The sequence below is a fragment of the Nocardia sp. NPDC005366 genome, assembly GCF_040606855.1.
In the GTDB taxonomy this organism is placed as follows: Bacteria; Actinomycetota; Actinomycetes; order Mycobacteriales; family Mycobacteriaceae; genus Nocardia.
In genome coordinates this window covers 1-22,451 of the sequence record NZ_JBEXFQ010000056.1, presented here as the reverse complement: position 1 = coordinate 22,451, position 22,451 = coordinate 1, and the positions used below count along the sequence as shown (strand labels likewise).

Annotated in this window: 17 protein-coding genes and 1 pseudogene; 12 read left to right on the top strand and 6 right to left on the bottom strand. The window is 67.8% G+C overall.

Going from position 1 to position 22,451, the window contains the following annotated elements:
* Nucleotides 1-22: 22 nt before the first annotated feature.
* The 12 genes from ABZS43_RS34680 (at nt 23) to ABZS43_RS34625 (ending at nt 18,651) form a co-directional block, all read left to right on the top strand.
* Nucleotides 23-5,854, top strand: a complete 5,832-nt coding sequence (locus tag ABZS43_RS34680) for an aminotransferase class III-fold pyridoxal phosphate-dependent enzyme (RefSeq protein ID WP_355040239.1) — start codon at nt 23-25, stop codon at nt 5,852-5,854.
* Entirely contained in the window at nt 5,851-6,696 is an 846-nt protein-coding gene (locus ABZS43_RS34675; protein WP_355040238.1) for a hypothetical protein, read from the top strand. Before ABZS43_RS34680 ends, ABZS43_RS34675 begins: the two co-directional genes overlap by 4 nt.
* A complete protein-coding gene (locus ABZS43_RS34670) occupies nt 6,693-6,944 on the top strand; it encodes a phosphopantetheine-binding protein (RefSeq protein WP_355040237.1) in 252 nt (83 codons plus the stop codon). The genes ABZS43_RS34675 and ABZS43_RS34670 overlap by 4 nt, the downstream gene beginning before the upstream one ends.
* Complete coding sequence (locus tag ABZS43_RS34665) at nt 6,941-8,671, top strand: AMP-binding protein (RefSeq protein ID WP_355040236.1); 1,731 nt, start codon at nt 6,941-6,943, stop codon at nt 8,669-8,671. Before ABZS43_RS34670 ends, ABZS43_RS34665 begins: the two co-directional genes overlap by 4 nt.
* Nucleotides 8,668-10,068 carry a cytochrome P450 gene (locus ABZS43_RS34660; RefSeq protein ID WP_355040235.1) on the top strand — a complete coding sequence of 467 codons (1,401 nt, stop codon included), beginning with the start codon at nt 8,668-8,670 and terminating at the stop codon, nt 10,066-10,068. The genes ABZS43_RS34665 and ABZS43_RS34660 overlap by 4 nt, the downstream gene beginning before the upstream one ends.
* Before the next feature lie 46 nt (nt 10,069-10,114).
* Nucleotides 10,115-12,850 carry a PEP/pyruvate-binding domain-containing protein gene (locus tag ABZS43_RS34655; protein WP_355040234.1) on the top strand — a complete coding sequence of 912 codons (2,736 nt, stop codon included), beginning with the start codon at nt 10,115-10,117 and terminating at the stop codon, nt 12,848-12,850.
* Nucleotides 12,847-14,169, top strand: a complete 1,323-nt coding sequence (locus ABZS43_RS34650) for a pyridoxal phosphate-dependent aminotransferase family protein (RefSeq protein WP_355040233.1) — start codon at nt 12,847-12,849, stop codon at nt 14,167-14,169. The genes ABZS43_RS34655 and ABZS43_RS34650 overlap by 4 nt, the downstream gene beginning before the upstream one ends.
* Entirely contained in the window at nt 14,166-15,560 is a 1,395-nt protein-coding gene (locus tag ABZS43_RS34645) for a nucleotidyltransferase family protein (RefSeq protein WP_355040232.1), read from the top strand. The genes ABZS43_RS34650 and ABZS43_RS34645 overlap by 4 nt, the downstream gene beginning before the upstream one ends.
* Nucleotides 15,557-16,297, top strand: a complete 741-nt coding sequence (locus tag ABZS43_RS34640) for an HAD family hydrolase (RefSeq protein ID WP_355040231.1) — start codon at nt 15,557-15,559, stop codon at nt 16,295-16,297. Before ABZS43_RS34645 ends, ABZS43_RS34640 begins: the two co-directional genes overlap by 4 nt.
* On the top strand, nt 16,282-17,235 hold the full coding sequence (locus ABZS43_RS34635; RefSeq protein ID WP_355040230.1) for a diacylglycerol kinase family protein: 954 nt from the start codon (nt 16,282-16,284) through the stop codon (nt 17,233-17,235). The genes ABZS43_RS34640 and ABZS43_RS34635 overlap by 16 nt, the downstream gene beginning before the upstream one ends.
* Nucleotides 17,232-18,011, top strand: coding sequence for an SDR family NAD(P)-dependent oxidoreductase (locus ABZS43_RS34630; RefSeq protein WP_355040229.1), 780 nt, complete (start codon nt 17,232-17,234; stop codon nt 18,009-18,011). The genes ABZS43_RS34635 and ABZS43_RS34630 overlap by 4 nt, the downstream gene beginning before the upstream one ends.
* 163 nt (nt 18,012-18,174) lie before the next feature.
* The gene (locus tag ABZS43_RS34625; protein WP_355040228.1) at nt 18,175-18,651 is read left to right on the top strand and encodes a hypothetical protein; all 477 of its coding nucleotides are present in this window, start codon (nt 18,175-18,177) and stop codon (nt 18,649-18,651) included.
* Between the two features lie 13 nt (nt 18,652-18,664).
* On the opposite strand, the gene ABZS43_RS34620 is transcribed toward ABZS43_RS34625, so the two are convergent.
* The 6 genes and pseudogenes from ABZS43_RS34620 to ABZS43_RS34595 all read right to left on the bottom strand — a co-directional run.
* On the bottom strand, nt 18,665-18,910 hold the full coding sequence (locus ABZS43_RS34620) for a hypothetical protein (protein ID WP_355040227.1): 246 nt from the start codon (nt 18,908-18,910) through the stop codon (nt 18,665-18,667).
* 72 nt (nt 18,911-18,982) lie between these two features.
* The gene (locus ABZS43_RS34615; protein WP_355040226.1) at nt 18,983-19,561 is read right to left on the bottom strand and encodes a TetR family transcriptional regulator; all 579 of its coding nucleotides are present in this window, start codon (nt 19,559-19,561) and stop codon (nt 18,983-18,985) included.
* Nucleotides 19,562-19,580: 19 nt separating this feature from the next.
* Nucleotides 19,581-21,047, bottom strand: coding sequence for an FAD-dependent oxidoreductase (locus tag ABZS43_RS34610; protein WP_355040225.1), 1,467 nt, complete (start codon nt 21,045-21,047; stop codon nt 19,581-19,583).
* A gap of 14 nt (nt 21,048-21,061) precedes the next feature.
* Nucleotides 21,062-21,478 carry a carboxymuconolactone decarboxylase family protein gene (locus ABZS43_RS34605; RefSeq protein WP_355040224.1) on the bottom strand — a complete coding sequence of 139 codons (417 nt, stop codon included), beginning with the start codon at nt 21,476-21,478 and terminating at the stop codon, nt 21,062-21,064.
* Complete coding sequence (locus ABZS43_RS34600; RefSeq protein ID WP_355040223.1) at nt 21,475-22,365, bottom strand: NAD(P)-dependent oxidoreductase; 891 nt, start codon at nt 22,363-22,365, stop codon at nt 21,475-21,477. Before ABZS43_RS34600 ends, ABZS43_RS34605 begins: the two co-directional genes overlap by 4 nt.
* Nucleotides 22,362-22,451, bottom strand: a pseudogene (locus ABZS43_RS34595) (short-chain dehydrogenase); the annotation flags it as partial. The pseudogene ABZS43_RS34595 and the gene ABZS43_RS34600, both read right to left, overlap by 4 nt.

Sequence of the window (22,451 nt, the reverse complement as noted above, 5' to 3'; positions counted from 1 at the left end):
ATCCGAAGCCGGCAGCGCCCCGGTGTCGCCGGACGCGACACGGGAGTTGTTCGACGACTTCGCCCGGCACAATCGCCCGGGTCTGGCGCGGTTACTTCGCGCCTGCCATCTGGATGTCGTGTACGCGGGCGCCGAGGGCGACCATCTGATTCGCGCGGACGGCGTCCGGGTGCTCGACCTGGTAGGAGGCTTCGGGGCGGCCCTGTTCGGGCACAATCATCCGACGCTGGTGCGAGTGGCGACAGCCCAGCTGAACCAGCAGCGACCTTTCGTCTCGCAGGGCAGCGTGCGCCCCGGCGTCGCTCGTCTCGCGCACCGGCTTTCGGACTTGGTCGCCATGACGACCGGCGGGGAATACGTGGTCACCCTCGGGTCGACCGGCGCCGACGCGGTGGAGGCCGCGATACGGCACGCGGCCGTCGCGCATGCCAGGAAACTGGCGGATCTGCGGACCGAGTTGCGCCGAACGCTGCGACAGGTCCGCCGTGACGGACTGCACGCGGTGCGTCCGATCGCGGCGGCTGGGACGGTATTCGGTTCCGACGCCGACGCGCTGCGGTCGGCTGCCGAAATCCTCGAAGAATCACTGCGAGTCGTCGACGAGGTCGCCGCTCGGGGGCCGGTGTACATCTCGCTGGCGAATGCCTTCCACGGTAAGTCGGCGGGCGCCTTCGCGCTGACCGAACAGGCCGATACACCTGCGGATCTGGTGGTACCGGGTCCGGAACGGCACCGGCTGGCGGACTGGGCTCCCGAGTCGGTCGCGCAGGCGTTCGCCGCGGAACTTCGTCCCGTGTACCGCATCACCGTGGACGGAGCGGGTCGGCCGTTGATGTCTCAGACATCGGTGTCACCGATCGCCGCGGTCTTCGCCGAGCCGATCCAGGGGGAAGGCGGGGTTCGCGAAGTGCCCGCGCACACCCTTGTCGCCATGCGCGCCCTGGCCGATCGGCATTCGGCCGCACTCGTCTTCGATGAGATCCAATCGGGAATGGGCCGGACGGGGACCTTTCTGGCCTCGGCGCCCTCGGGTGTCGCGGCGGACTATTACCTGCTGTCCAAGTCGCTCGGCGGCGGTCTGGTGAAGATCTCGGCCCTGCTGGTGGACCGCGCCGCGTCCGTCTCCGACTTCGGCCGATACCACACATCGACCTTCGCCGACGACGAACTGTCCTGCGCCGTCGCCGAGGCGGCACTGGATCTGTTACGCGACAACCAGATCCGCATCTCCGATGTCGGAGCGCGGTTGCGCGCCCGATTGGACGGGGTAGCCGACCGATGGCCGCGTGTCATCGCGGGGGTGCGCGGCCGCGGACTGTTGCAGGGTATCGAGCTGATCGCGCCGACGCCGGAATCCGCGCTGCTGCGCGAGATCTGTGATCCCGACATGTTCGGCTACGTGGTCGCGGGCTACCTGCTGCATACCCATCGGATTCGGATGCTGCCCACCCTATCCGCACCGACCACCCTGCGGATCCAGCCCTCGGCTTTCCTGGCCGAAGCGGACCTGGCCCGGGTGGAAACCGCGCTCGACGAATTAGCGGCGCTGCTGCACCGCGGCGATCTGGCCGCCCTGCTCGCGCACCTCGCGGTACCCGCCGTCACCGGTTGGCCGGTGCCGGAACAGAAATCGCCGTCGCAGCGGCGCCTGCCCGATGTCGCGCGCGCCTGGGACGCGCCGACCAGGGTCGCCTTCCTCGCCAATCTGCCCGAGGCCGCCGATCTGCGGCGATTCGCACCGGAACTCGCCGCGTGGTCCGACGAGCAGTTCGCCGCACTCTTCGAGCGGTTGCGCGGTGTCGCCGAACCCTTCGAACTGACCAGGCAACTGGTCACCTCGCCGACCGGCGCCACCGTCGAGGTCTGCCTGATCGCCGTCCCCATCTCGGCCGAGCAGATCATCGAATGCCAGCGGGCCGGGCACCGGTCGTGGTTGCGTGATCTGGTCCTGGAAGGTGTCGAGCAGGCGATCACCTTGGGCGCCGAAGTCATCGGGCTGGGCGGCTACACCTCGATCGTGACCAACGCCTCGCGCGATGTGGTCGAGGATACCGTCACAGTGACATCGGGAAATTCGCTCACCGCCGCGTGCGCCTTCGAGGTGGTGCGCGCCGAGCTGGAACGACTCGCCCCCGGACAGCGACGGGTCGGCATACTCGGCGCGCTGGGCAATATCGGCGCCGTGATGGCCGAATTGATCGCCCCGTTGGCCGATTCGGTGACCCTGGTCGGCAGGAAGGGCTCGGCCCGGCGACTGCGCAAGGTCGCCTCCGACCTGACCGCGACGGTTGGTCCCGGCGTGCTGGAAGTCAGCGAGGACCTCGCTGTGTTACGCGAATGCCACATCGTGCTGACGGCGACGAATTCCGCTGTCCCCCTGCTGACTCCGGATCTGCTCGCCACCGATCATCCGGTTCTGGTCTACGACCTCGCTGTCCCCGGCGACGTGGATCCCGCGGTGGCGGACCTTCCCCACGTCACGCTGGTCTCCGGCGGTCGCATGGCGCTGCCGCTCGGCCAGACCCCTCCCTTCCCAGAAACCGGATTACCCGCCGGAGTCGTCTACGCGTGTATGGCCGAAACTCTGCTGCTCGGCTTCGAGCCGGGCACGGTGAGTCCGTCCTACGGCGGACTGACCGTCGCGGGGGTCATGGCCGCCCGTGAGTTGGCGGCACGCCACGAGGTACGCCCGGTTCTGCTTCCGACAGGAGCCCCCACCGTGTCCGAAAGTCCAACGTCCGCGCCGATGTTCCTCGGCGCGGCCGATTTCACCCCTGAACGCGCGGGCGGCAAGGCCGCGACCCTGCACGAACTCGTCGTCGCGGGTTTCGAGGTGCCGCCGGGCTTCGTACTGCCCGCCGACCTCGATCTCGGCGCGGTGAGCGATGACGATCTGACCCGCTGGGTGCAGGCGCTGGGCGGATTCCCGGTCGCCGCGCGTTCGAGCGGGGTACTGGAGGATCTGGACGACGCCAGCTTCGCCGGACAGTACGAGTCGTACCTGGACATCACCGAGGTGTCGGCATTGCGCGAACATATCGCCGAATGCAGGGATTCGGTGCACAACGACCGTGTCACGACCTATCTCGCCAAACACGGCTACACCGAGGCCACGGCGTCGGTGGCGGTACTCGTCCAGCGCATGGTCGATGCCCGCTACGCCGGTGTGGGTTTCAGCATCGACGCGCTGAGCGGCATCGAGGACAACGCCGTCGTCGAATGCTGTGCCGGGCTGGGGGAGCGGCTGGTCTCCGGCCACGTCACCCCGACGCGGTACACGCTGCGACTGGTCGACGGCAGCGTCGTCGAGCGCGACGCGGGCGGTGAGGACATCGACCTCGAGCCGACCGCCACCGCCGAACTGGCCGCCCTGATGTTGGCGGTGCAGGCGCACCGGCACCGTCCCCAGGACATCGAATGGGCCATCGACGGCGCGGGGAAATTGTGGTTGCTCCAGGCTCGGGCCATCACCGCGGTCAGCTGGCGCACCGATATCGATCAGTTCTCCGATGCCGATCTGCGCGACGGCGGCGTCTCCGCCCGTGTCTGCACGCCGCTGATGTTCTCCCTGTACGACAACGCCTTCCAGTATTCGATGCAGTCGTTCTTCGAACGGCTGAAGCTCGCCGATCCCGGTGTCGAACCGGATTGGATGGCCATGTACTACGGCCGCGCCTACTGGAATGTCAGTGCGGTCAAGCAGTGCTTCTTCAAGATTCCCGGTTTCGACGAGCAGCATTTCGACGACGACCTGGGAGTGCTGAACGAGTACGGGCCCGACGGCCCTCATCGCACCCCGACCAATGCCAAGACCATCGCCAAGGCGTTGCCCGCGGCGATCGCGGTGCAGCAGAGCTACCGGGACCAATTGGCCGCGGTCGACGCGTTCGCGGCGGAATGGCCCGCGAAGTACGCCAGTTGGCGTGAGCGGGTACGGGACTTGGCGCAGACCGACGAGGCCACTTTCGCCACCGATCTCACCGACTGCCTGCTGACCTTCCACGCCGCCACCGAGCGCACCTACTTCACCACCATCTACAACAACTCCAGCGTGCAGACCGATTTCAAGCAGGCGCTGGACAAGGTCGACGCCGCGACCGGCGGCACGACCTCGGCCATCGATCTGATGGGCGGACTGGCCGATATCAGTCATATGCAGTTGCAGCGGGCGATCGTCGTGCTGCACGGTGTGGCCCGCGACCACGGCCTCGACAGCGCCGAATGGGATGGCGCGCTCGCGGAATTCCTCGCCGAGCAGGGTTTTCACGCCGACGCCGAACTCGATCTGACCTGCCCGCGCTGGTCCGAGGCTCCCGAGCGGGTGCGTTCGATGATTTCGATCATGCTCGAACACGGCACCCCGCCCGCGGATCCCGATGTGACGCTGGTGGATCAGCGCAAGCGCTACGAGGACGAGCTGGCTTCGGTCCGGGCGCGCGTTCGGGCCAAGCCACTGGCGCGGATGAAGTTCGCGAAGGGGCTCGACAAGAATGTCGACCGGATGCGGCGGTATCTCGTCGCACGGGAACGGATGCGCGAATTCTCCTCGCAGTGTTACGCGATCGTGCGCGCCTATGTCGTGGAAGTGGGTGTGCGGCTGGCCGCGGCGGGCACTGTGGACAATGCCGAGGACGTCTTCCAGCTGAGCATTCACGAACTGAGCGATCTGGTCGCGGGCAAGATCGAGGTGTCCGAGTTGACCGGCGCGATCGCCTATCGCCGTGCGGTATACGCCGGCTACCGCGATCTCGTTCCGCCGCACGAACTCGGCGGCGGGGTGACCGTCGGGGCGGTCCGTGAGATCGGCGACGGCGATCTGACCGGACTCGGATGCAGCCCGGGGATCGCCGAGGGCACCGCGCGGGTGATCACCTCGCTGTCCGATATCGACCAACTGCGCGAGGGCGATATTCTCGTCACCCGCTTCACCGATCCCGGCTGGACCCCGGCTCTCGGCCTGGTCGCCGCGGTGGTCACCGAGGTCGGGGGCATGCTGTCGCATGCGGCGGTGATCGGCCGCGAGTACGGGATACCGGCGGTGCTCAATGTCGCGGGGGCCACCACGGCCATCCGTTCCGGGCAGCGCATCCGCGTCGATGGCAGCGGCGGCGTCATCACCGTACTGGACACCGAACCCGAGAGTGTCGCGGAAACCACCGCGCCGAGGGAACCCGCCACCGCGCCACCGCGAGACGCTGCCAGGCCCGCACCGAGAAGGGATGAACAACTGACCGCACGCAAGCGACTGATCTGCATCGCGGGGGCCGACGGCTCCGGCAAGACCACCCAGGTGGCGCGGATCGCGGCGGAATTCGAGGCGCAGGGCCAGAGCGTGGCCGCGGTGACCATCTGGGACGCGTTCCTCGATCCGAAGGTGTCGTCGAAACTGCCGTGGCGCAACCCATCTGAGATCTACGGCTACCTCAAGATCCTGTCGCCGCTGAGCCGGGCGCATTTCCTGTTCCACGCGATGCAGTTGTCGTTCGACCTCGCCGCGGCCCGCGGCGTCGACATCATGCTGGCGAACGCGTACTGGTACAAGTACTACGCCACCGAGGTCGCCCACGGCGGCGATCCCGCGGTCCTGCGTCAGCTCACCGCGGGTTTCCCGGAACCTGACCGCACCTTCTATCTCACCGTCAGCCCGCAGGATGCGCTGGGCCGCAAGCAATTGCGCAGCGATTACGAGAGCGGCTACGGCGACGAGAAGGCCTTCCTGGACTTCCAGCAGAACAGCCACGACGCGCTGGAGGCGCTGTCGGAAGAACTGCGCTGGGTGCGCCTGGACGGCACCGCCGCCCCCGCCGACATCACCAGGGATATCCTGGCCCAGCTGCGGGAGGACGACCGATGACCCGTCGTGTCGCGATCGTCGGCATCGACGGGGCGGGCAAATCCTCGGTCATGGCGCGGTTGCGCCAACTGTCCCCGGCCGCGGATCCGGAGGCCTTCGCGGCCATGACCTGCCCGGATTTCCACAACACCCGCGATGTCCCACTCACCGATCTGTCCAGGCAGCTCAAGGCGTTCAGCGTCGGATGCGACGAAATCTCCAGCCTGGAGATGAAAGCCACCGCCATGTACCTGCAGATGACGCTGTTCGGTCCGGTGGAACGGCATTTCCTCGACACGTGGTCGCCCGACGTCCTGGTATTCGAACGTCATCCGCTGATCGAACTGCTGGTCTACGGACCGCTGTATGTGGCGCTCGCCCGTCCCGACTGGAACGGCCACGACCGCGAACACGAGATCGCGGCGGTGCTGGAACGGCACCGCCCCGGCACCTTCGACGACATCCTGGCGTGGCAGCGCAGCCAGTCCAACCGGTTGGGCAGCGCGCCGGACATCTGGCTGCTGCTCTCGGAGATCGCGGACCTGGTCGGACGCGAGGTCACGGCGTCGGTCGCCGGATTCGCGGCCCGATTCCGTACCACCCTGCCCGACGCCGTGCTCTGGCTCGACGTCGCGCCGGAACAGGCCGCCGCCCGATGCGCGGAGCGCTCCGGCGACAGTCCCACGGAGGCGCACGAAACCGCCGAGCGCCTCGCGACGCTGCGCGAGGGATATCTGCGAGTACGCGACACCCTCACCCTGGCGTTCCCCGAGGTCGGATTCCATCGCATCGATACCGGCGACGGTGTCGACCTGGACGAGTCGGTGCGCGCCTGTGTCATGGAAGGAAAACTCTTCGGATGAGTGCGCAAACCCGTCCAGCGGCCGAGATCGAGTCCAGGGTCCGTGCCATCGTCGGTGAGGTGCTGTGGGTCGCCGCGGACGAAATCCGCTCCGCCGCACAACTGATCGACTACGGCCTCGACTCGCCGACGGCCATCGAGTTGACCATCCAGCTCGAGCAGGCCTTCGGCATCGAGATTCCCGAAGACGCCGCGTCGCGGTTGAATACGGTCGACGACATCGTCGCCTACGTGCGGGCCGAATCATGAGCGCACCGTTACGCCCCCGGCATCGCAGTATCGTGCACGCCCTGTTCGCGAATGCCGAACGCGGTGCGGACGCGCCGTCCACGATCTTCGTCCGCGAACGTGGCGGGGACGACGCGGCCGGTGATATCCGCTGGCGTCACGACGATCTCGCGGCAGCGGCCTGCCGCTGCGCGGCGGCATTGGCCGACGCGGGGGTGCGGGCGGGCGATCGGGTGATGCTGTGCCTGCCCACGTCACCGGAATTCGTGACGGCGTTCTTCGGCGCGCTCGTGCTCGGCGCGGTGCCCACCGCGGTCGCCACGCCCGGCGGATTCGGTTCGTCGGACCTGTTCTACGTCAGGTTCGGACGCCTGCTCGCCTACCTCGAGCCGGCGGCGGTCGTCGCCGCGGCCGGGGTGCTCGAGGCCGCCGCAGTGCCCGCCGGTGTCGCGGCGGTCGACAGCGCGCTGCTGTACGAATCGGCGGTGTCGCCGACCGCGCCGACGGTCGCGCCCCGGCTGCCCGAACCCGGCGATATCGCGTTCATCCAGTCGACCTCGGGTTCCACGGGAACGCCGAAGGGTGTGCAGATCACCCATGCCAATCTCGCCGCCAACTGCGAACAGATCGCCTCGGCCGCCGCGATGGACACCGGTGACGTCTGGGTCGGATGGCTGCCCCTGCATCACGATATGGGGCTGATCGGGGGTTTCCTCACCTCCATGTTCACCGCCAACGACGCGGTCGTGATGCCGCCGAGCCGATTCCTGCGCAAACCGGGAGACTGGCTGCGCGCGGTCGGACGCTATCGCGGAACATTCACCGCCGCACCGAATTTCGCCTACGGATACGCCGCGGCCCGGATCACGGACGAGGAAATGGCCGGGGTGGACCTGTCGAGCTGGCGGTTCCTGTTCTGCGGAGCGGAGCCGATCCACGCGCCCACCGTGCAGCGGTTCGTCGACCGCTTCCGCGCGTGGGGGTTGCCCGAGGACGCGCTCGTACCCTGCTACGGCATGGCGGAAGCAGCGCTGGCCGTGACGGTTTCGCGTCCGCACGCGCCGGTCGCCTTCGACTCCGTCTCCCGGCGCGCCCTCACCGGAGACGGTGTCGTCCTCGATATTCCGGTCGACGACCCGGATGCCTTGCGGATCGTCGACTGCGGCGCGCCGGTGCTCGGCACCGAAGTGCGCGTTGTGGACGCCGACGGCGCGCCCTGCGTCGACGACGTTGTCGGGCGAATCCAGTTCCGCGGTCCGTCGATGACCGTCGGCTACTTCCGGCTGCCCGAGGCGACGGCGGCGGCCTTCGCCGACGGATGGTGGGACACCGGCGATATCGGCTACCTGCGCGATGGTCGATTGCGGATCACCGGCAGACAGAAAGATCTGATCATCATCCGGGGCGCGAACTATCTGCCCACCGATTTCGAGATCGCGGCCGAGGAGGTACCCGGCGTGCGACTCGGTGGGGTCGCCGCGGTCGGAGTGTCGGACGCGGACGGGCTGTCCGAGGAATTGCATCTCATCATCGAATCCGCCCTCGACGCCGTCGAGCACGACGCGTTGCGGCGCGCGGTGCGGGTCGCGGTCAGCAAACGCACCGGGGTATTGGCCGCCGATGTCGTGGTGGTTCCGCCGCGCAGCGTCCCGAAGACGACGAGCGGGAAAGTGCAGCGAGCCCAGGCCCGCACCCTTTTCGTCGAACCACCGGCCAGGGAATTGGCCGAAGCCGGGGGAGTCGGATGAGTCGGCGAGCGGCGCGGACACGTACCCTCGCGGGACCAGCGCCGCGTCATCCGCTCGGTGCCTATCCGGCCTACCGGGCCGATCCGCTGACCCTGTTCTACGAACAGGCCGTCGCCTACGGCGGCAGCGTGCGGCTGCGGCTGGTCAATCAGCACGTCCACCTGCTCGTCGATCCCGATCACATCAACCAGGTGCTGGTCACCGGAGCCGCCAAGTATCGCAAGGGCATCAGCTACCAGAGTTTGAACTATCTGCTCGGGCCGGGGCTGCTCACCAGCGGCGGTGAACTCTGGAAACGTCAGCGTGCGCTGATCAAACCGGCTTTCGCGCGCAGGCATGTCGATGCCGAGATTCCACTCATGGTCGAGTGCGGGCAGCGCATGCTCGAGCGGCTCGACGCACACGCGGCCGATGGCGCGCCGTTCGATCTGGTGCCCGAGGTCATGGGATTCGCCGCGGATGTGGTGTGCCGCGCGGTGATGGGCGCCGATATCGACGGCATACTGCCGCAGATCGAGGACGACGTGCGTAACGGCGTCGCCTGGGTGATGCGCCATATGGCGGCCCCCCTCCAGGTGCCGCCCACCGTGCCGACCCCGGCGAATCGGCGTTTCCTCGGCGTACTTGCTCGACTGCACCGGGTGGTCGACGACGTCATCAAGGGCAACCGGAATTCGAATGCGGGGCAGGCGGATTCGCTGCTCGGACGACTGCTGACCGCGCGGGACGACGCGGGCCACGCCATGGACGACGAACAACTCCGGCACGAGGTGCTGACCTTCCTGCTGGCCGGACACGAGACCACGGGGGGCGCGCTGGCCTGGTCGGTCTACGAGCTGTGCCGCAACCCCGCGGTGCTGTCGCGGGTGCGTGCCGAAATCGACGCTGTGCTCGGCGGGACGGAGATCGAGAACGCGGTGCCGTCGCTGGAGCTGACCGGGCGTGCGATCGATGAGGCGATGCGCCTGCATCCGCCCGCCTGGGCGTTCAGCCGGACCGCGATCGAGGCCGACAGTTTCGACACCTTCGATCTGGAGCCGGGGGCGATCGTGGTGATCAGCCCGTTCGTGAACCACCGCTTCCCGGATTTCTGGGAATCGCCGCTCACCTTCGATCCGGACCGGTTCACGAAGGAGAACGCCAAGGCGCGTCCGCCGTTCCGGTACTTCCCCTTCGGCTGGGGCGCGCACCTGTGCGTCGGCCAGCACATGGCGCTGGTGGAGGTGCGCATTGGGCTCGCGATGTTGTTGTCGCGCTACGACATCGAACTCGTGAACGGGCTGCGGGTGCGCGAGAACCCGGAGATCTCCAATACTCCCGATCCGGTGTTCGTCCGGCTCACGCGCCGTCAGCGGACAGCACCGACGACCAGCACCTTGGCGGAGGCCGCGCGATGAGGAGTTCACCCGCGCACGCCCTCCCGATATCCAGAGGCGGAATCCTATGAATCCGACGAATACCGGCACGGTGGTCGCTGCCGCGGCGCTGGCAACGCCCGCGCACGCCGAGCACACGGCGCGATTCGGCGCGAAGGCCGCGAACCTCGGCAGGCTGCTGGCGGCGGGTTACCGCGTCCCGCCCTTCGTGGTGGTCACCACGGAGGCGTGCGCGCAGATCCTCGCGCCGGTGGCCGATGGCATCACCGAACTCCTGACGACGCTCGACCACACCGATCCCGCCTCGCTGCGGTCGGTGTCGACCGCGATCCGAGGGCTGATCCTCGGGCAGAGCCTCCCGGCGCCGGTGGCGGCGGAACTCGATTCCGCGATCGCCGAATTGAACGATCCCCCCGCACGGCTCGCGGTCAGATCCTCGGTCAGCGGGGAGGATTCGGCCACCGACTCCTTCGCGGGCCAACTCGACACCCTGCTGAATGTGGCACCGGACGATGTGCCGCGCGCGCTGCTCGGCGTCCTCGCGTCGGCCTATTCGGAACGGTCGCTGTTCTACCGCGCGCATCGCGGGCTGGACAATGGCGGCGTCGACTGCGCGGTGCTGGTGCAGGTACTCGTCGACAGCGCGGTCGCCGGTGTGGTGTTCAGCTGTAACCCGCAGACCGGCGATCCGGCCGAATCGGTGGTTTCCGCGGCGCTCGGCCTCGGGGAGGGGGTGGTGTCGGGCACCGTCGAATGCGATACCTATTTCATCGACAACGCCTCCGGCGTCATCGTCTCGCGCAGCGTGGCCGATAAGCAGAGCCGTATTGTCGCCGATTCCGCGTCGGGTACCGTCCTCGCCACGATCGCGGGCGGGGATTGCTCACCGGCGCTCACCGACGCGCAGGTGGCGGAGTTGGCGCGCACGGCCGCAGCGCTCGCCGAAACCTTCGGGGCCCCACAGGATATCGAATGGGCCTATGACGCCGACGGCACCTTGTTCCTGTTGCAGGCGAGGCCGGTGACCGCGACCGGCGCCCGCGAGACCATCTTCGACAACGTCAATGTCGCCGAATCGTATCCGGGACTGTCGAGTCCGCTGACCTTCTCGATTCTGCGCGCCGCGTACGAGCAGGTATTTCGCGCCTGTCACCGGGATTTCGGCGCGACGGGCGAGATCGTCGAGCGCAATGCCGCCGATCTGTATCCGTATCTGGTCGGTACCGCGCACGGCCGGATCTACTACAACATCAGCAATTGGTATCGGCTGTTCCTCCAGATTCCCGGCATGGAATTCGCCATCGAGGGGTGGGAGGCCGCACTCAATATCGAGAACCGCTACCGGCGGCCCGCCACACCGGAACGCGGATTCGCCCGGCTGCGGATGTACGCGTTGCGGGTGCGGGTGCTCGCGATCATCGCCTTCGGGTGGCTGCGGTTGCCGCGCAGACTGCGCGCGTTCTTCACCGAATTGGCCGCGTTCACGGCCGATCTCGACCATCGTCTCGCGGCCGATACACCGGAGCGGGAACGCGATCCCGAGGCGCTGCTGCGATGGATCGAGCGCTGCCTCGACGAACTGGTGCCCGCGTACTCGGTACAGATCTTCAACGATTTTCTCGCTCAGCAACTGTTCCACGTCGTCGGGCAGTTGCTCGAGCGCAGGGGCCTCGACGAGGCCGAGGCCATCACGCTGCGCAATGAACTGTTCTGCGGCGAAGAGGGAGTCGACAGCGTCGATCCGGTGCGTTCGGCACTGCGACTGACCGCGACGATCCGCTCCGACGGGGCGTTACGTGACCTCTTCGAAGGACCGCTGGACGCGCGTACCCTCTGGAAGACCTTGTCTCAGCCGGAATTCGGGGCGTTCCGCGTCGCCTGCCTGCGCCACATCGCGCTCTTCGGCGACCGCACGGTCGATGAGCTCAAGCTCGAAACCGATCCGCTGGGCGAACATCCCGAACGTCTGGTGCCCATGCTGCGCAACTACCTGCGCGGTGGTCAGAACATCGATGAGATGGCCGCGCGGGAGAAGGCGATCCGGCGCGAGGCGCAGGATGCCGCCGCCGCGCTGTTCGGTGACGGCAGCGTCATCGAGCGGCTCGCTTTCCGTTTCGCCCTCGGACGGGCACGCGAACATGTGAAACAGCGCGAGAATATGCGGCTCGGTCGCAGCAGGTCCTTCGGCCTGATCAAACGGGTGTTCCGGGAATTCGGCAGGCAATTGCACGCCGCCGGTCTGCTGGCGGAGCCCCGCGATATCTTCTGGCTCACCTACGAGGAGATCACGGCGCTGACCAGGGGCACCGCCGTCGACACCGATGCCGCGCGCACGGTCGCCGTCCGCAAGAGCGATCACGAACGATGGCGCGACGTGGCGATGCCATCGCGGATCATTGCCACCGGAATCGCCGCGACGAGTATCAACGATCCTGCCATCGAGGCGCCGACCGAACCCGACGCGACCGCGCGGACGGTATTGCGCGGCATAGGTTGCGCGCCAGGCCGTGTCGAGGCGCCCGCCCTGGTACTCGGCACACCCGATCCCGAAGTGCGGATCGACGGACAGATCCTCGTCGCCTCGACCACCGATCCCGGCTGGGTCTTCCTGATGGTCGCCGCGGGCGGTCTGATCAGCGAAAGAGGCAGCGTGCTCTCCCATACCGCCATCATCGGCCGCGAACTCGGGATTCCCACCGTCGTCGGAGTTCCCGGCGTCACCCGACTGGTCGCCACCGGGGACCGATTGGTACTCGACGGCCGGGCAGGTACCGCGACGATCGTGCACGAGGACCCATCATGACCGCATCCCCCGTATCGCCCGAATCGTCCACAGCCCCGACCGCGGGCCACGGCGAGAACTTCAGTCTCGAACACTATCTCGACGCCTCGGCGCACACCTTCGAGCAGCGTTTCGATGATTTCCGGCCCTATGTCACCAATGCCAGGGGTACCGGTTTCGTCCTGCGCGAGATCACCGGTCCCGCGGGTCCGGTGGTGCGGGTCCGCGATCCCGGCGGCAGTGAGATCCGTGAGCTGATCATGCTCGGCTCCAACAACTATCTCGGTCTCGGCAACGAACCGGAGATCATCGAGGCGGCCGTCGCCGCGACCCGTGAATTCGGCATCGGCTGCGGCGGCCCCCCGCTGCTCAACGGCACCACCTCGCTGCACCGGCGACTGGAGGAACGGCTGGCCGAGACGAAGGGCTGCGAATCCGCCCTGGTGTTCTCCTCCGGTTACGCCGCCAATGTCGGGTGGGTGACCGGCCTGCTGCGCAACGGCGACATCCTGCTCTACGACGAGCAGAGTCACGCGAGCCTCTACGACGGTATCCAACTCGGCCGGGTCCGCTCGATGGCCTTCGAGCACAACGATCTCGGCCATCTGCGCCACCGGTTGATGCAGGTGCGCTGGCGCAATCCCGGCGCGAATATCGTGGTCGCGGTCGAGGGCGTGTACTCGATGGACGGCGATATCGCGCCACTGCCGCAAATCCGCGCGCTGTGCGAGTCGTTCGGCGCGTGGCTGGCGATCGATGACGCGCACGGCACCGGCGTCCTTGGCGCGCGAGGACACGGCACCGCCGAGCATTTCGGTATGCCGGACGGCTCGGTGGAGTTGTACATGGGCACCTTCTCCAAGGTGTTCGCGACGACGGGCGGATTCGTCGCGGGATCGCGCGACCTGGTCGACACCCTGCGCTTCTTCGCCCGGTCCTATATGTTCTCGGCCTCGCTGTCGCCCGCTGTGGTCGCCTCTGTGCTCGCGTCGATCGATTTCATCGACGCCCATCCCGAGCGTATTCGCCGATTGCACGACAACACCGACTATTTCGTGCGGGAACTGCGTCGTATGGGTTTCGCGGTCGATCCGCAGACGGCCATCATCCCGATTCTCGTGCCGCAGCGGCTGGCGGTCGCCGAGGTGGTGTCCGCGCTGCACCGGTCGGGCGTTTTCGTCAACGGCGTCGAATTCCCGGCGGTACCGCGCGAACAGCAGCGCCTGCGGGTCTCCATGATGGCCACCCTCACCCGCGACCAGCTCGATGTCGCTCTCGAACAGATCGCCGCCGTCGCGCGGGATTTCGGATTTCATCCAGAACAGGAGGGCGGCGCATGACCGACATCGCGGCGGGTGGCTCGACGGTCGAACGGTTGCTCGTGCTCGCGGCACTGGCCGCACCGAGCGCCGACGAACGCGTCGAACTCGCGAAACTGGCCCACGAGGTGACCGACTGGTCGGAGTTCTTCGCCCTGGCCCGGCTCAACGCGACCGTGCCCCTGGTACAGCGCGGACTCGAGGCCGAGGAACTCTTCGGACTGGTGCCCGCACCGGTGGCCGCCGAATTCGCCGCGGTGACCGACCATATCGCCACGGTGAACGATCGCAGGCTGGCCGGGGCACTGGAGTTGCTGCGCCGATTCGATGAACGCGGGGTGCGCTGCGTCGTCCTCAAGGGCATGCTGTTCTCCGCCGAGATCTATCACGATCCGCGCTACAAGCGGATGAACGATCTGGATATCCTGATCGAACTGGATCAGGTCGACACCGCGATCGAGATCTACCGGGATACCGGCCTTTTCGCCACCTCGGAACTGCTGGGCAAAGCGCCGAAGGCGCGGGCCGAGCGGTCGCATCACCTGCCCTCGTTCGTCTCCAGGGACGGCGCGCTCGTGGTGGGCACGCACTGGGGTCTGATCACCCCGTTGGCCCCGTACACCATCGATTACGCGGCCATCTGGGATCGGGTGCGGCGCATCGACTTCTACGGCGTGCCGGCCTGGGCCATGGCGCACGAGGACAATCTGCACCACCTCGGCGTCCACCTGCCCTACTACAAGACCGGGGTACGCGAACTCGGCGATATCTGGAATCTCGAGCGCTACGCGACCGAACTCGACTACGACCTGCTCGCGCGTGAGATCGGCAAGGCCGGTACGGAAAGTCTGATGTACCACGCGCTCTCGCTGGCCAACCGGTTGGTGCCGCTGCCCGAATTCGCGACCCTCATCGCCGGGGTGCGCCCGCGCGTCAACCGTTTCACCCGTTACGACACCGCGCGCAAGACGGCCGATATCCACGCGTTGCTGCGCAGCCGCTCCACGCACACCTCGCGGATCGAGAAGGCCTACACCGAATTCAATATGACCGCGCTCGCGCACGAGAAACGCGGCAGTTTCGCCCGGCTCTGGACGGATCTGCTGCTGGTGCCCGGGGAGGAGGCGGCGAGGATGAGTTCGCTGCGCGAGGCGAAGCCGCTCCCGGCGCTCGGAGCGCGAGTGGCCGCGCCGTATCGGCTGACCAGGGTCTTCCAGCGCGATCTCGGCCGCTGGCTGTTCCCCGCGGCACTGGCGAAGACGGTCGTCGATCTCGGCGCGGCCTACGGCGCGCAGGCAGCGCGCCGGGTGAGTGGGCGCGAACAGGCGGCGCGGCCCGGAATCGAGGAGTACGCGGCCGAACTCGGTCTGACGCGCGCCGATCTCCAAGCCGTGCTGGACAGCCAGGAATGAGCGGGCAGGCACCGCGCACGGTGCTGTGGGATCTGGACGGCACCCTGGTCGGCCTGCGCAAGCGCACCTTCAAGACCCTGATGCCGCTGACCGCCGCGCAGTCGTTCCGCGATCTGACCCCGCCGCACCGATTCCTGCGGATTCTGCCCGGCGTCATGAAGCAGGTGCGGTGTAACGACACCGAGCACACCAACACCGAACTGATGGTCGCGTTGCTCGCGCGTGGGCTCGGTATCCCCGTCGAGGTCGCGGATCAGCGCCTGCGCAGATTGGCCGAGGTGGATTTCGCTCGCCTGCGCGGATGTTTCCCGGCTTTGCCCATCGCGGTGTCGACGGTCGGGCAGCTGCGTGCCGCCGGTGTCGCGCAGGTGGTCGCCACCAACCCGCTGTGGCCGCTGAGTTCGGCGATGACCCGATTGGGCTGGGGCGGACACGATTCGGCGAATTTCGATTTCATCACCAGCGGCGAGACCATGCGACGGTCGAAACCGCGGGTCGAGTTCTATCACGAACTGCTCGAGCGGCTCGCCGTCGAACCGGAGCAGTGCGTGATGATCGGCAACGACGCCGCCAACGACGCCCCGGCGGCCCGTGCCGGCATCCCGGTCTTCCTGCTCGGTGTGTCGGAAAACGCGGTGCCGCGGGAATGTTCGCGGACCGGACTGGTCACCACGGGGAATTGGCCCCTGCTGCGCGAGTGGCTGGGTATCGAGGAGAGATCATGCTCGTCGTCCTGAATCCGCAATCGAATGCCGGTACCGCGCTGCGGCGCTGGGAACCGGTGGAACGCATACTGCGCCAGCGGTATCCCGGACTCGCCGTGGAACTGCCCGCCGACGCCGACCAGGCCACGAAACTCGTTCGGGCGCATATCGACAACCACGCCGACCGCGCGCCCGAGACGATCGTCGCCGCAGGCGGCGACGGCATGGTGAACCTGGTGCTCAACGCCATCATGGATCCGGATACGGACCGGCCGCGCCGGGGCGCCGAACGGCTCGCGCTCGGCGCGGTCGGACTCGGCAGCTCCAACGATTTCCACAAACCGGTGCCCCCGACGGCGACGATCGCCGATATCGCGGTTCGTGTCGACGCGGAGCGGGCGGAGGCGGTCGACGTCGGCAAGGCGACCATGCTGCTCCCGGACGGGACGCGCGCGGTGCGGTACTTCCTGCTCAACGCGAGTATGGGTCTCGTCGCGGCGGGTAACGATTCCTTCAACCACGCGACCGGCGTCATCGGCTGGCTCAAGTCAAGGAATGTGGAGGCGGCCATCGTGGCGACCGCGCTGGCGAATATCGCCACCCATGAACCGCTGCGCGTCGATGTGCGCGGCACCGACTGGGGACAGAGCGTACCGATCACCAATATCGGGGTGCTCAAGAGCGTGCATTTCGCCGGCGGCATGTACTACGACACGCCCGTGACCCGAAGCGACGGGTACTTCGACGTGAATATCTGGGCCGCCGCGGGACGGCTGCGCATCCTCGCCCTGATCGCCGGACTCTATCGCGGCAAGTTCAGCGCGTCGTCGTCGGCGACCTGTCACCGCGACACCGTCGTCGAATTACGCCCCGATCGGCCCGCCCCATTGGAATTGGACGGTGAGATCGCGATGGTCGAGTCGGCGCGCCTCGAGGTGCTGCCTCGGGTGCTGACCGTGTGCGCGGCGTGAGGGGGGTCGTCCTGGTCACCGGTGCGGCCAACGGGATGGGCGCGGCGACGGCGCGACATCTGGCCCACGCCGGTTATACCGTCGAGGCGTGCGATCGGATCCCCGGTGACGGACACGCCACCGTGGACGTGCGGGATACCGAGGCCGTCGAGACCTGGGTGCGCTCGGCGCTGGACAGGCACGGCCGCATCGACGCCGTCGTCACCTTCGCCGCCTACGGCGTCGTCGGATCGGTCGAGGAGACGGGGCCGGAGGAGGCCGCAGACCTGTTCGACACCAATGTCCTCGGCACCCACCGCGTGGTGCGCGCGGCCCTGCCCACCATGCGGTCTCAGGGCGCGGGCCGGGTCATCGTGGTGAGTTCGGGGGCCGGGGCCATCGCGGAACCCTACGGCGGGTGGTACTCGGCCACCAAGGCCGCGGTGGAACGACTCGGCGAGGCGCTGCGGATGGAGGTCGCCCGATTCGGTGTCATGGTCTCGGTGCTCGCTCCCGGGTGGACCGTCACGCCGATCATCGATTCGGCGGTGCGGGTCGCCGGGCCCCTCGCCGACTACGACGCGGATCGTCAGGCGGTGCTCACCAGAGTCAGTGGCTATCTCGCGCAGGGGCAGCAGGCCACCGAGGTTGCCAGGAAGGTGCGCGACATCCTGTCCTCGGCCAGCCCGCGCCAGACATACCTGTGCGGCAATGACGTTCGGCTGTCGTTCTGGACGCGACGTCTGGTGCCGGGACGGGTGTACGAACGGCTGGTCCGGGGCTATTACGGCATTTGACGCGAGGGTAACCGCGCGCAGCGGTTAGTATCACCCCGCCGGAACGGCCCAAGAAACCGGGGGCTTGCCCGGCACGCGTGGCGCCCTGGATCGTGGAGCGATGTCCACTCCGCGTGCGCGCCACGGCAGGACAGGCGATGACGACCAACGATAGGGGCAGGCGATGCGACCGGCTCTGAGATGTCTTGTCTGGGAATTGGACAACACGCTGTGGGACGGGGTCGTGTGCGACGCGACCAGCGCGGCGCCCAAGCCGGAGGCCATGCGCGCCCTGCGGGTGCTCAGCGACCGCGGCATCTGGCACGCGGTCGCCAGCCGTAGCGATCGCACCGCGACGATGGACAAGTTGTACCGGGAAGGCCTCGTCGGGAGTTTCGCGGCCGTCGAGATCGGCTGGGGCCGAAAGTCCGCCGCGATCGTCCGGATCGCACGGACCCTCGGCCTGCGCTTGGACACCATCGGGTTCATCGACGCCGAACCCGTGGAACGCGCCGAGGTGGCGCGGGCGCTGCCCGCGGTGCGGTGCTACGCCGCGCGCAATGTCGATGTGCTCGCCGCACTTCCGGATTTCCGGCCGGTACTGCGGACCGGGCCGGACCCGACGCCCCCGCTGGGTTTCGCGCGCGTCCCGGCATTCTGACCGACACCGACCGCTACGGACGTTCCGGCAGCACCGCGATATCCAAGGCGCGCAGCCGCATCGGGTCGGCGACGACGTCGTAGCCGCTGATCCGATCGCCGTCGATGGTGATCCGCAGGGCGAACAGCAACCGACCGCCGGGCGCGACGATGATGCCCGCCGCGCCGTCGACCAGCGCGGCCACCGCGACGCGGGCACGCTGGCGCAGGATCACCGTCTCCTCGGCCACCGCGCGGGCCCCGCGGACGACGGCCGCCATACCGGGGCGCAGCGCGGCGGGCTCGCTGGCCCTGTTCGCCTTCGCGTGAATCGGTGGCGCGCCGCGGTCGAGCTACCGGAGGATGAGCAGCGCGGATTTCTCGATCCGGTCGGCGATCTCGGAATAGGAGCCGTAGCCCATGCCCGCCCGCACCAGTGCGCCCGCGTACAGCAGTTCCAGCGATTCGACGACATCGGGATCGGCATCGGGACCGAGGGCGGTGATGATGCGTTTGCGGATCTCCGCGCCGATCCGGATCCGCAGATGTTCGACATCGGGATCGCGACCGAGTAGCGCGCTGGTGACCGCGCCGGACAATTCCTGCTCGTCTGCCACGAGCATCGCGATATCGCGGAGTTCGGCCACCACCCGGACGGTCGGATCGGGATCGTCGCTGACCGGGGATGGCGCGGCCATCAGCCGCCGCCAGAAGATCTCGGCGACCAGATGTTCCTTGGAGGAGAAGTAGGTGTACGCCGTCGCCGTCCCCACCCCGGCGGCAGCCGCGACCAGCCGAATCGTCATGCCGGCGAAACCTTCGCGGGCCAAGACCTCCACCGCCGACTTGGTGAGTTTGTCGACGGTGTCGGCCTGTTTGCCGGTGAGGCGACGACGGGTCGCCTCGAGGATGATGGACTCGGATTCGGACATGTGTCTGGATATTACCTGGTCAGCTCTTCGCCGCGGCGATGCCCGCACGTCTGCCGTAGAAGCTGCCGTCGCCGAGGGACGCGCCGCTGACGTAGCCGCCCGTCGCGATGCCGGAGGTGCACCGCCCCGCCGCGAACAGGCCAGGAATGGGATCACCGGCGACATGCAGGACCCGGGAATCGAGATCGGTGCGCAGTCCGCCGAGGGTGAAACCCGCGGTGAATCCGCGCAGATCGAAGGCGGCCAGCGAGCCGCGCAACGGTCGCACCCATTCCGGCTTCTTCCCCAGGAGCGGATCGGACCCCGCCGCGGCGTGCCGGTTGTAGCAGTCCACCGTGGATTGCAGTGCCAGTGTCGGAAGACCCATATCCGCCTCCAACTCCGCCACCGTCTCGGCCGCCCACTTGGGCGGCTGCCGGAAGAAGGGCGTGGACGTCACGGTCGCGAGCGCCTCTTCGTAGGATTGTTCGTCCAGGATCAGATATGCCTGATTGTCCTGCTGCATCAGGGTGAGCTGGCCGATCCTGCCGCCGTAGGTGTCCTCGGGGACGTAGCGCTGGCCGCGGCCGTTCACCAGGATGCCCCTGGCCAGCAGCTGTGGATCGGCGAAGAAGGCGACCTCGGTCGCGTCCATATGGGCGAGATCCGCGCCGAGGGCCTGGGCGAGCCTGATGCCGATGCCGTCGTGTTCCTCGATGGCCGCCGCCGGGCGTCCGATCAGCCGCGGCGCGTACCCCTCGATCATCTTCTCCTGATAGGCGAAGCTGCCGGTGGCGAGGACGACGCCGCGTTCGGCGCGCACGGTGATCTCGTCTCCGAAGCGCGTCGCCCGCAGGCCGACCACCCGCCCGTTCGCGTCGACGATCAGCCTGCGGATGCGCGTGTCGTATTCGGCGCGTACGCCGAGTGATTCGGCGGTCTCGGCCAGCGGCTTCATCAACATGTAGCCGCCACTGCGCTGTCCGATCCGCTTATCGGCCATCTGCGGAACATGCCCGCGCGGAGCGGGTTTCGCGATCGCGTTGAACGGTGCGGCGTTCTCGCCGCCGGAGTACATGAGACCTTCGTCGTGCGGCGGCTCCCATCCCGGCTCACCCCAGAACGCCTCGCGGAACGGCACACCGTTGGACACCAGCCAGGAATAGTGTTCGACGCTGCCGCGGCAGTAGTCGGCGATCTTCTCCTTGTCCGCGCCTGCCCCGATCGCCGCGAGCAGGAACTTCTCCATATTCTCCGGAGTGTCCTCGAAGCCGAGCGCCTGCTGCAGCGGGGTGCCGCCGCCCAGGTAGATGAAACCGCCCGCCATCGAGGCCGCGCCGCCCCAGCCGCCGGTGCGTTCCAGAATCAGCACGCTCGCACCGGCGCGTGCCGCCTCGATCGCGGCGCAGACGCCCGCGATGCCGTATCCGGCGATGACGACGTCGGCGGTATGAGTCCAGTCGGTGACCTCGGCGACGGGCAGCGGACGAAGGGAGGTGTCGGCCATCTCTCGGGGATTCCTTACTTCTCGGTTGCTTCGGTCTGTGCGGCGCGGGCGGCCTTCTTCTGCTGGCCGACGATCGTCCCCACCAGGAGATCGAGTTTGGTGCCGCTCGGCCAGCCCACGTAATGGCAGAGGAACAGGGCGATCTCGTGTAATTCCGCCTCGGTGAGTTCCTGATTGCGCAGGGCGGCCCCGATCTGGATGCCCGCGGTATCCATCAGCCCCTGTGCGGTGAGAACGCCGAGCAGCACCAGGCGACGGTCGCGCAGGCTCAGTCCCGGACGCGACCAGATATCGGCGAAGAGGTGATCGGCGGTGACGGCGAAATGGTCGCCGGGATATTCCTCGAACTCGGTCCCGTACACCTGCGACATCTTCGCGATGCCGCGCTGACGGAGTGATTCGGCCGAACCGTTGGTATTCGCATCGCTCATGACGACGACCTTTCCGAGTGCTTTTCGGCCGCGATGGGTCCGGTGCCGACGCCGAGGCCGATGCCGAGGCCATCGATCGCGAGTTCCGCGAAAGGCAGTGCGACGCCGAGGCGTTCACCGAGTTCGAGGGCAAGGGACAGATCCTTCTCCCCGAGATCGCGGGCGTGACTCAGGATCGGCAGCCAGAAGTCGCCCTCCTCGATGGCGGCTGTGGTGTCGCGGAGCATGATCGCTCCGGCGCCGCCGGTCACCGCGTCCGAGTGCCGGACCACCTTGCCGAGCGCGGTGATATCGAGACCGGCGGCCTCGGCCAGGCGCTGCGCCTCGGTCGCGGCGGTGAACGCGGCGAAATGCAGCAGGTTGCGCGCCAACTTCATTCGGGTACCCGCGCCGACCGGCCCCGCGTGCACGATCAGATCGGCGAACGCGCCGAAGGGCTCCCGCACACGCTGGAAGGCGGTGTCGCTGCCGCCGACCATCACCGCGAGGACGCCGCGGTTCGCGCCCGGCGCGCCTCCGCTGACCGGCGCGTCCACGAATTCGATGTCGTGTGAGGCGCATACCGCGGCGAGTTCCTCGGCGGTGGCGTCGCTGATGGTGGAATGCACCGCGATCACCGAACCGGGTTTCGCGGCCCGCAGAATGCCGTCGGGGCCGTCGACGACGCTACGTACCTGAGCGTCGTCGACCACCGCGATACTGATGACCTCGGCCTGTTCGGCCACCGCCGCGGGGGTGGCCGCGGCGTTCGCCCCGGCGTCGGTGTAGGTGACGACGACGTCGGAGCGCATATCGCAGACGGTGAGCCCACCCGGCCGCTCGAGTAGCCGTGTGGCCATGGGCGCGCCCATATTGCCCAACCCGATGAATCCGACTCGATCGGTCATGCGCGGAACACCTGCCCTCCGTCGATGTTGAAGATTTGTCCGGTGACCCAGCTGGCGTCGTCGGAGAGTAGGTAGAGGCAGGCTCC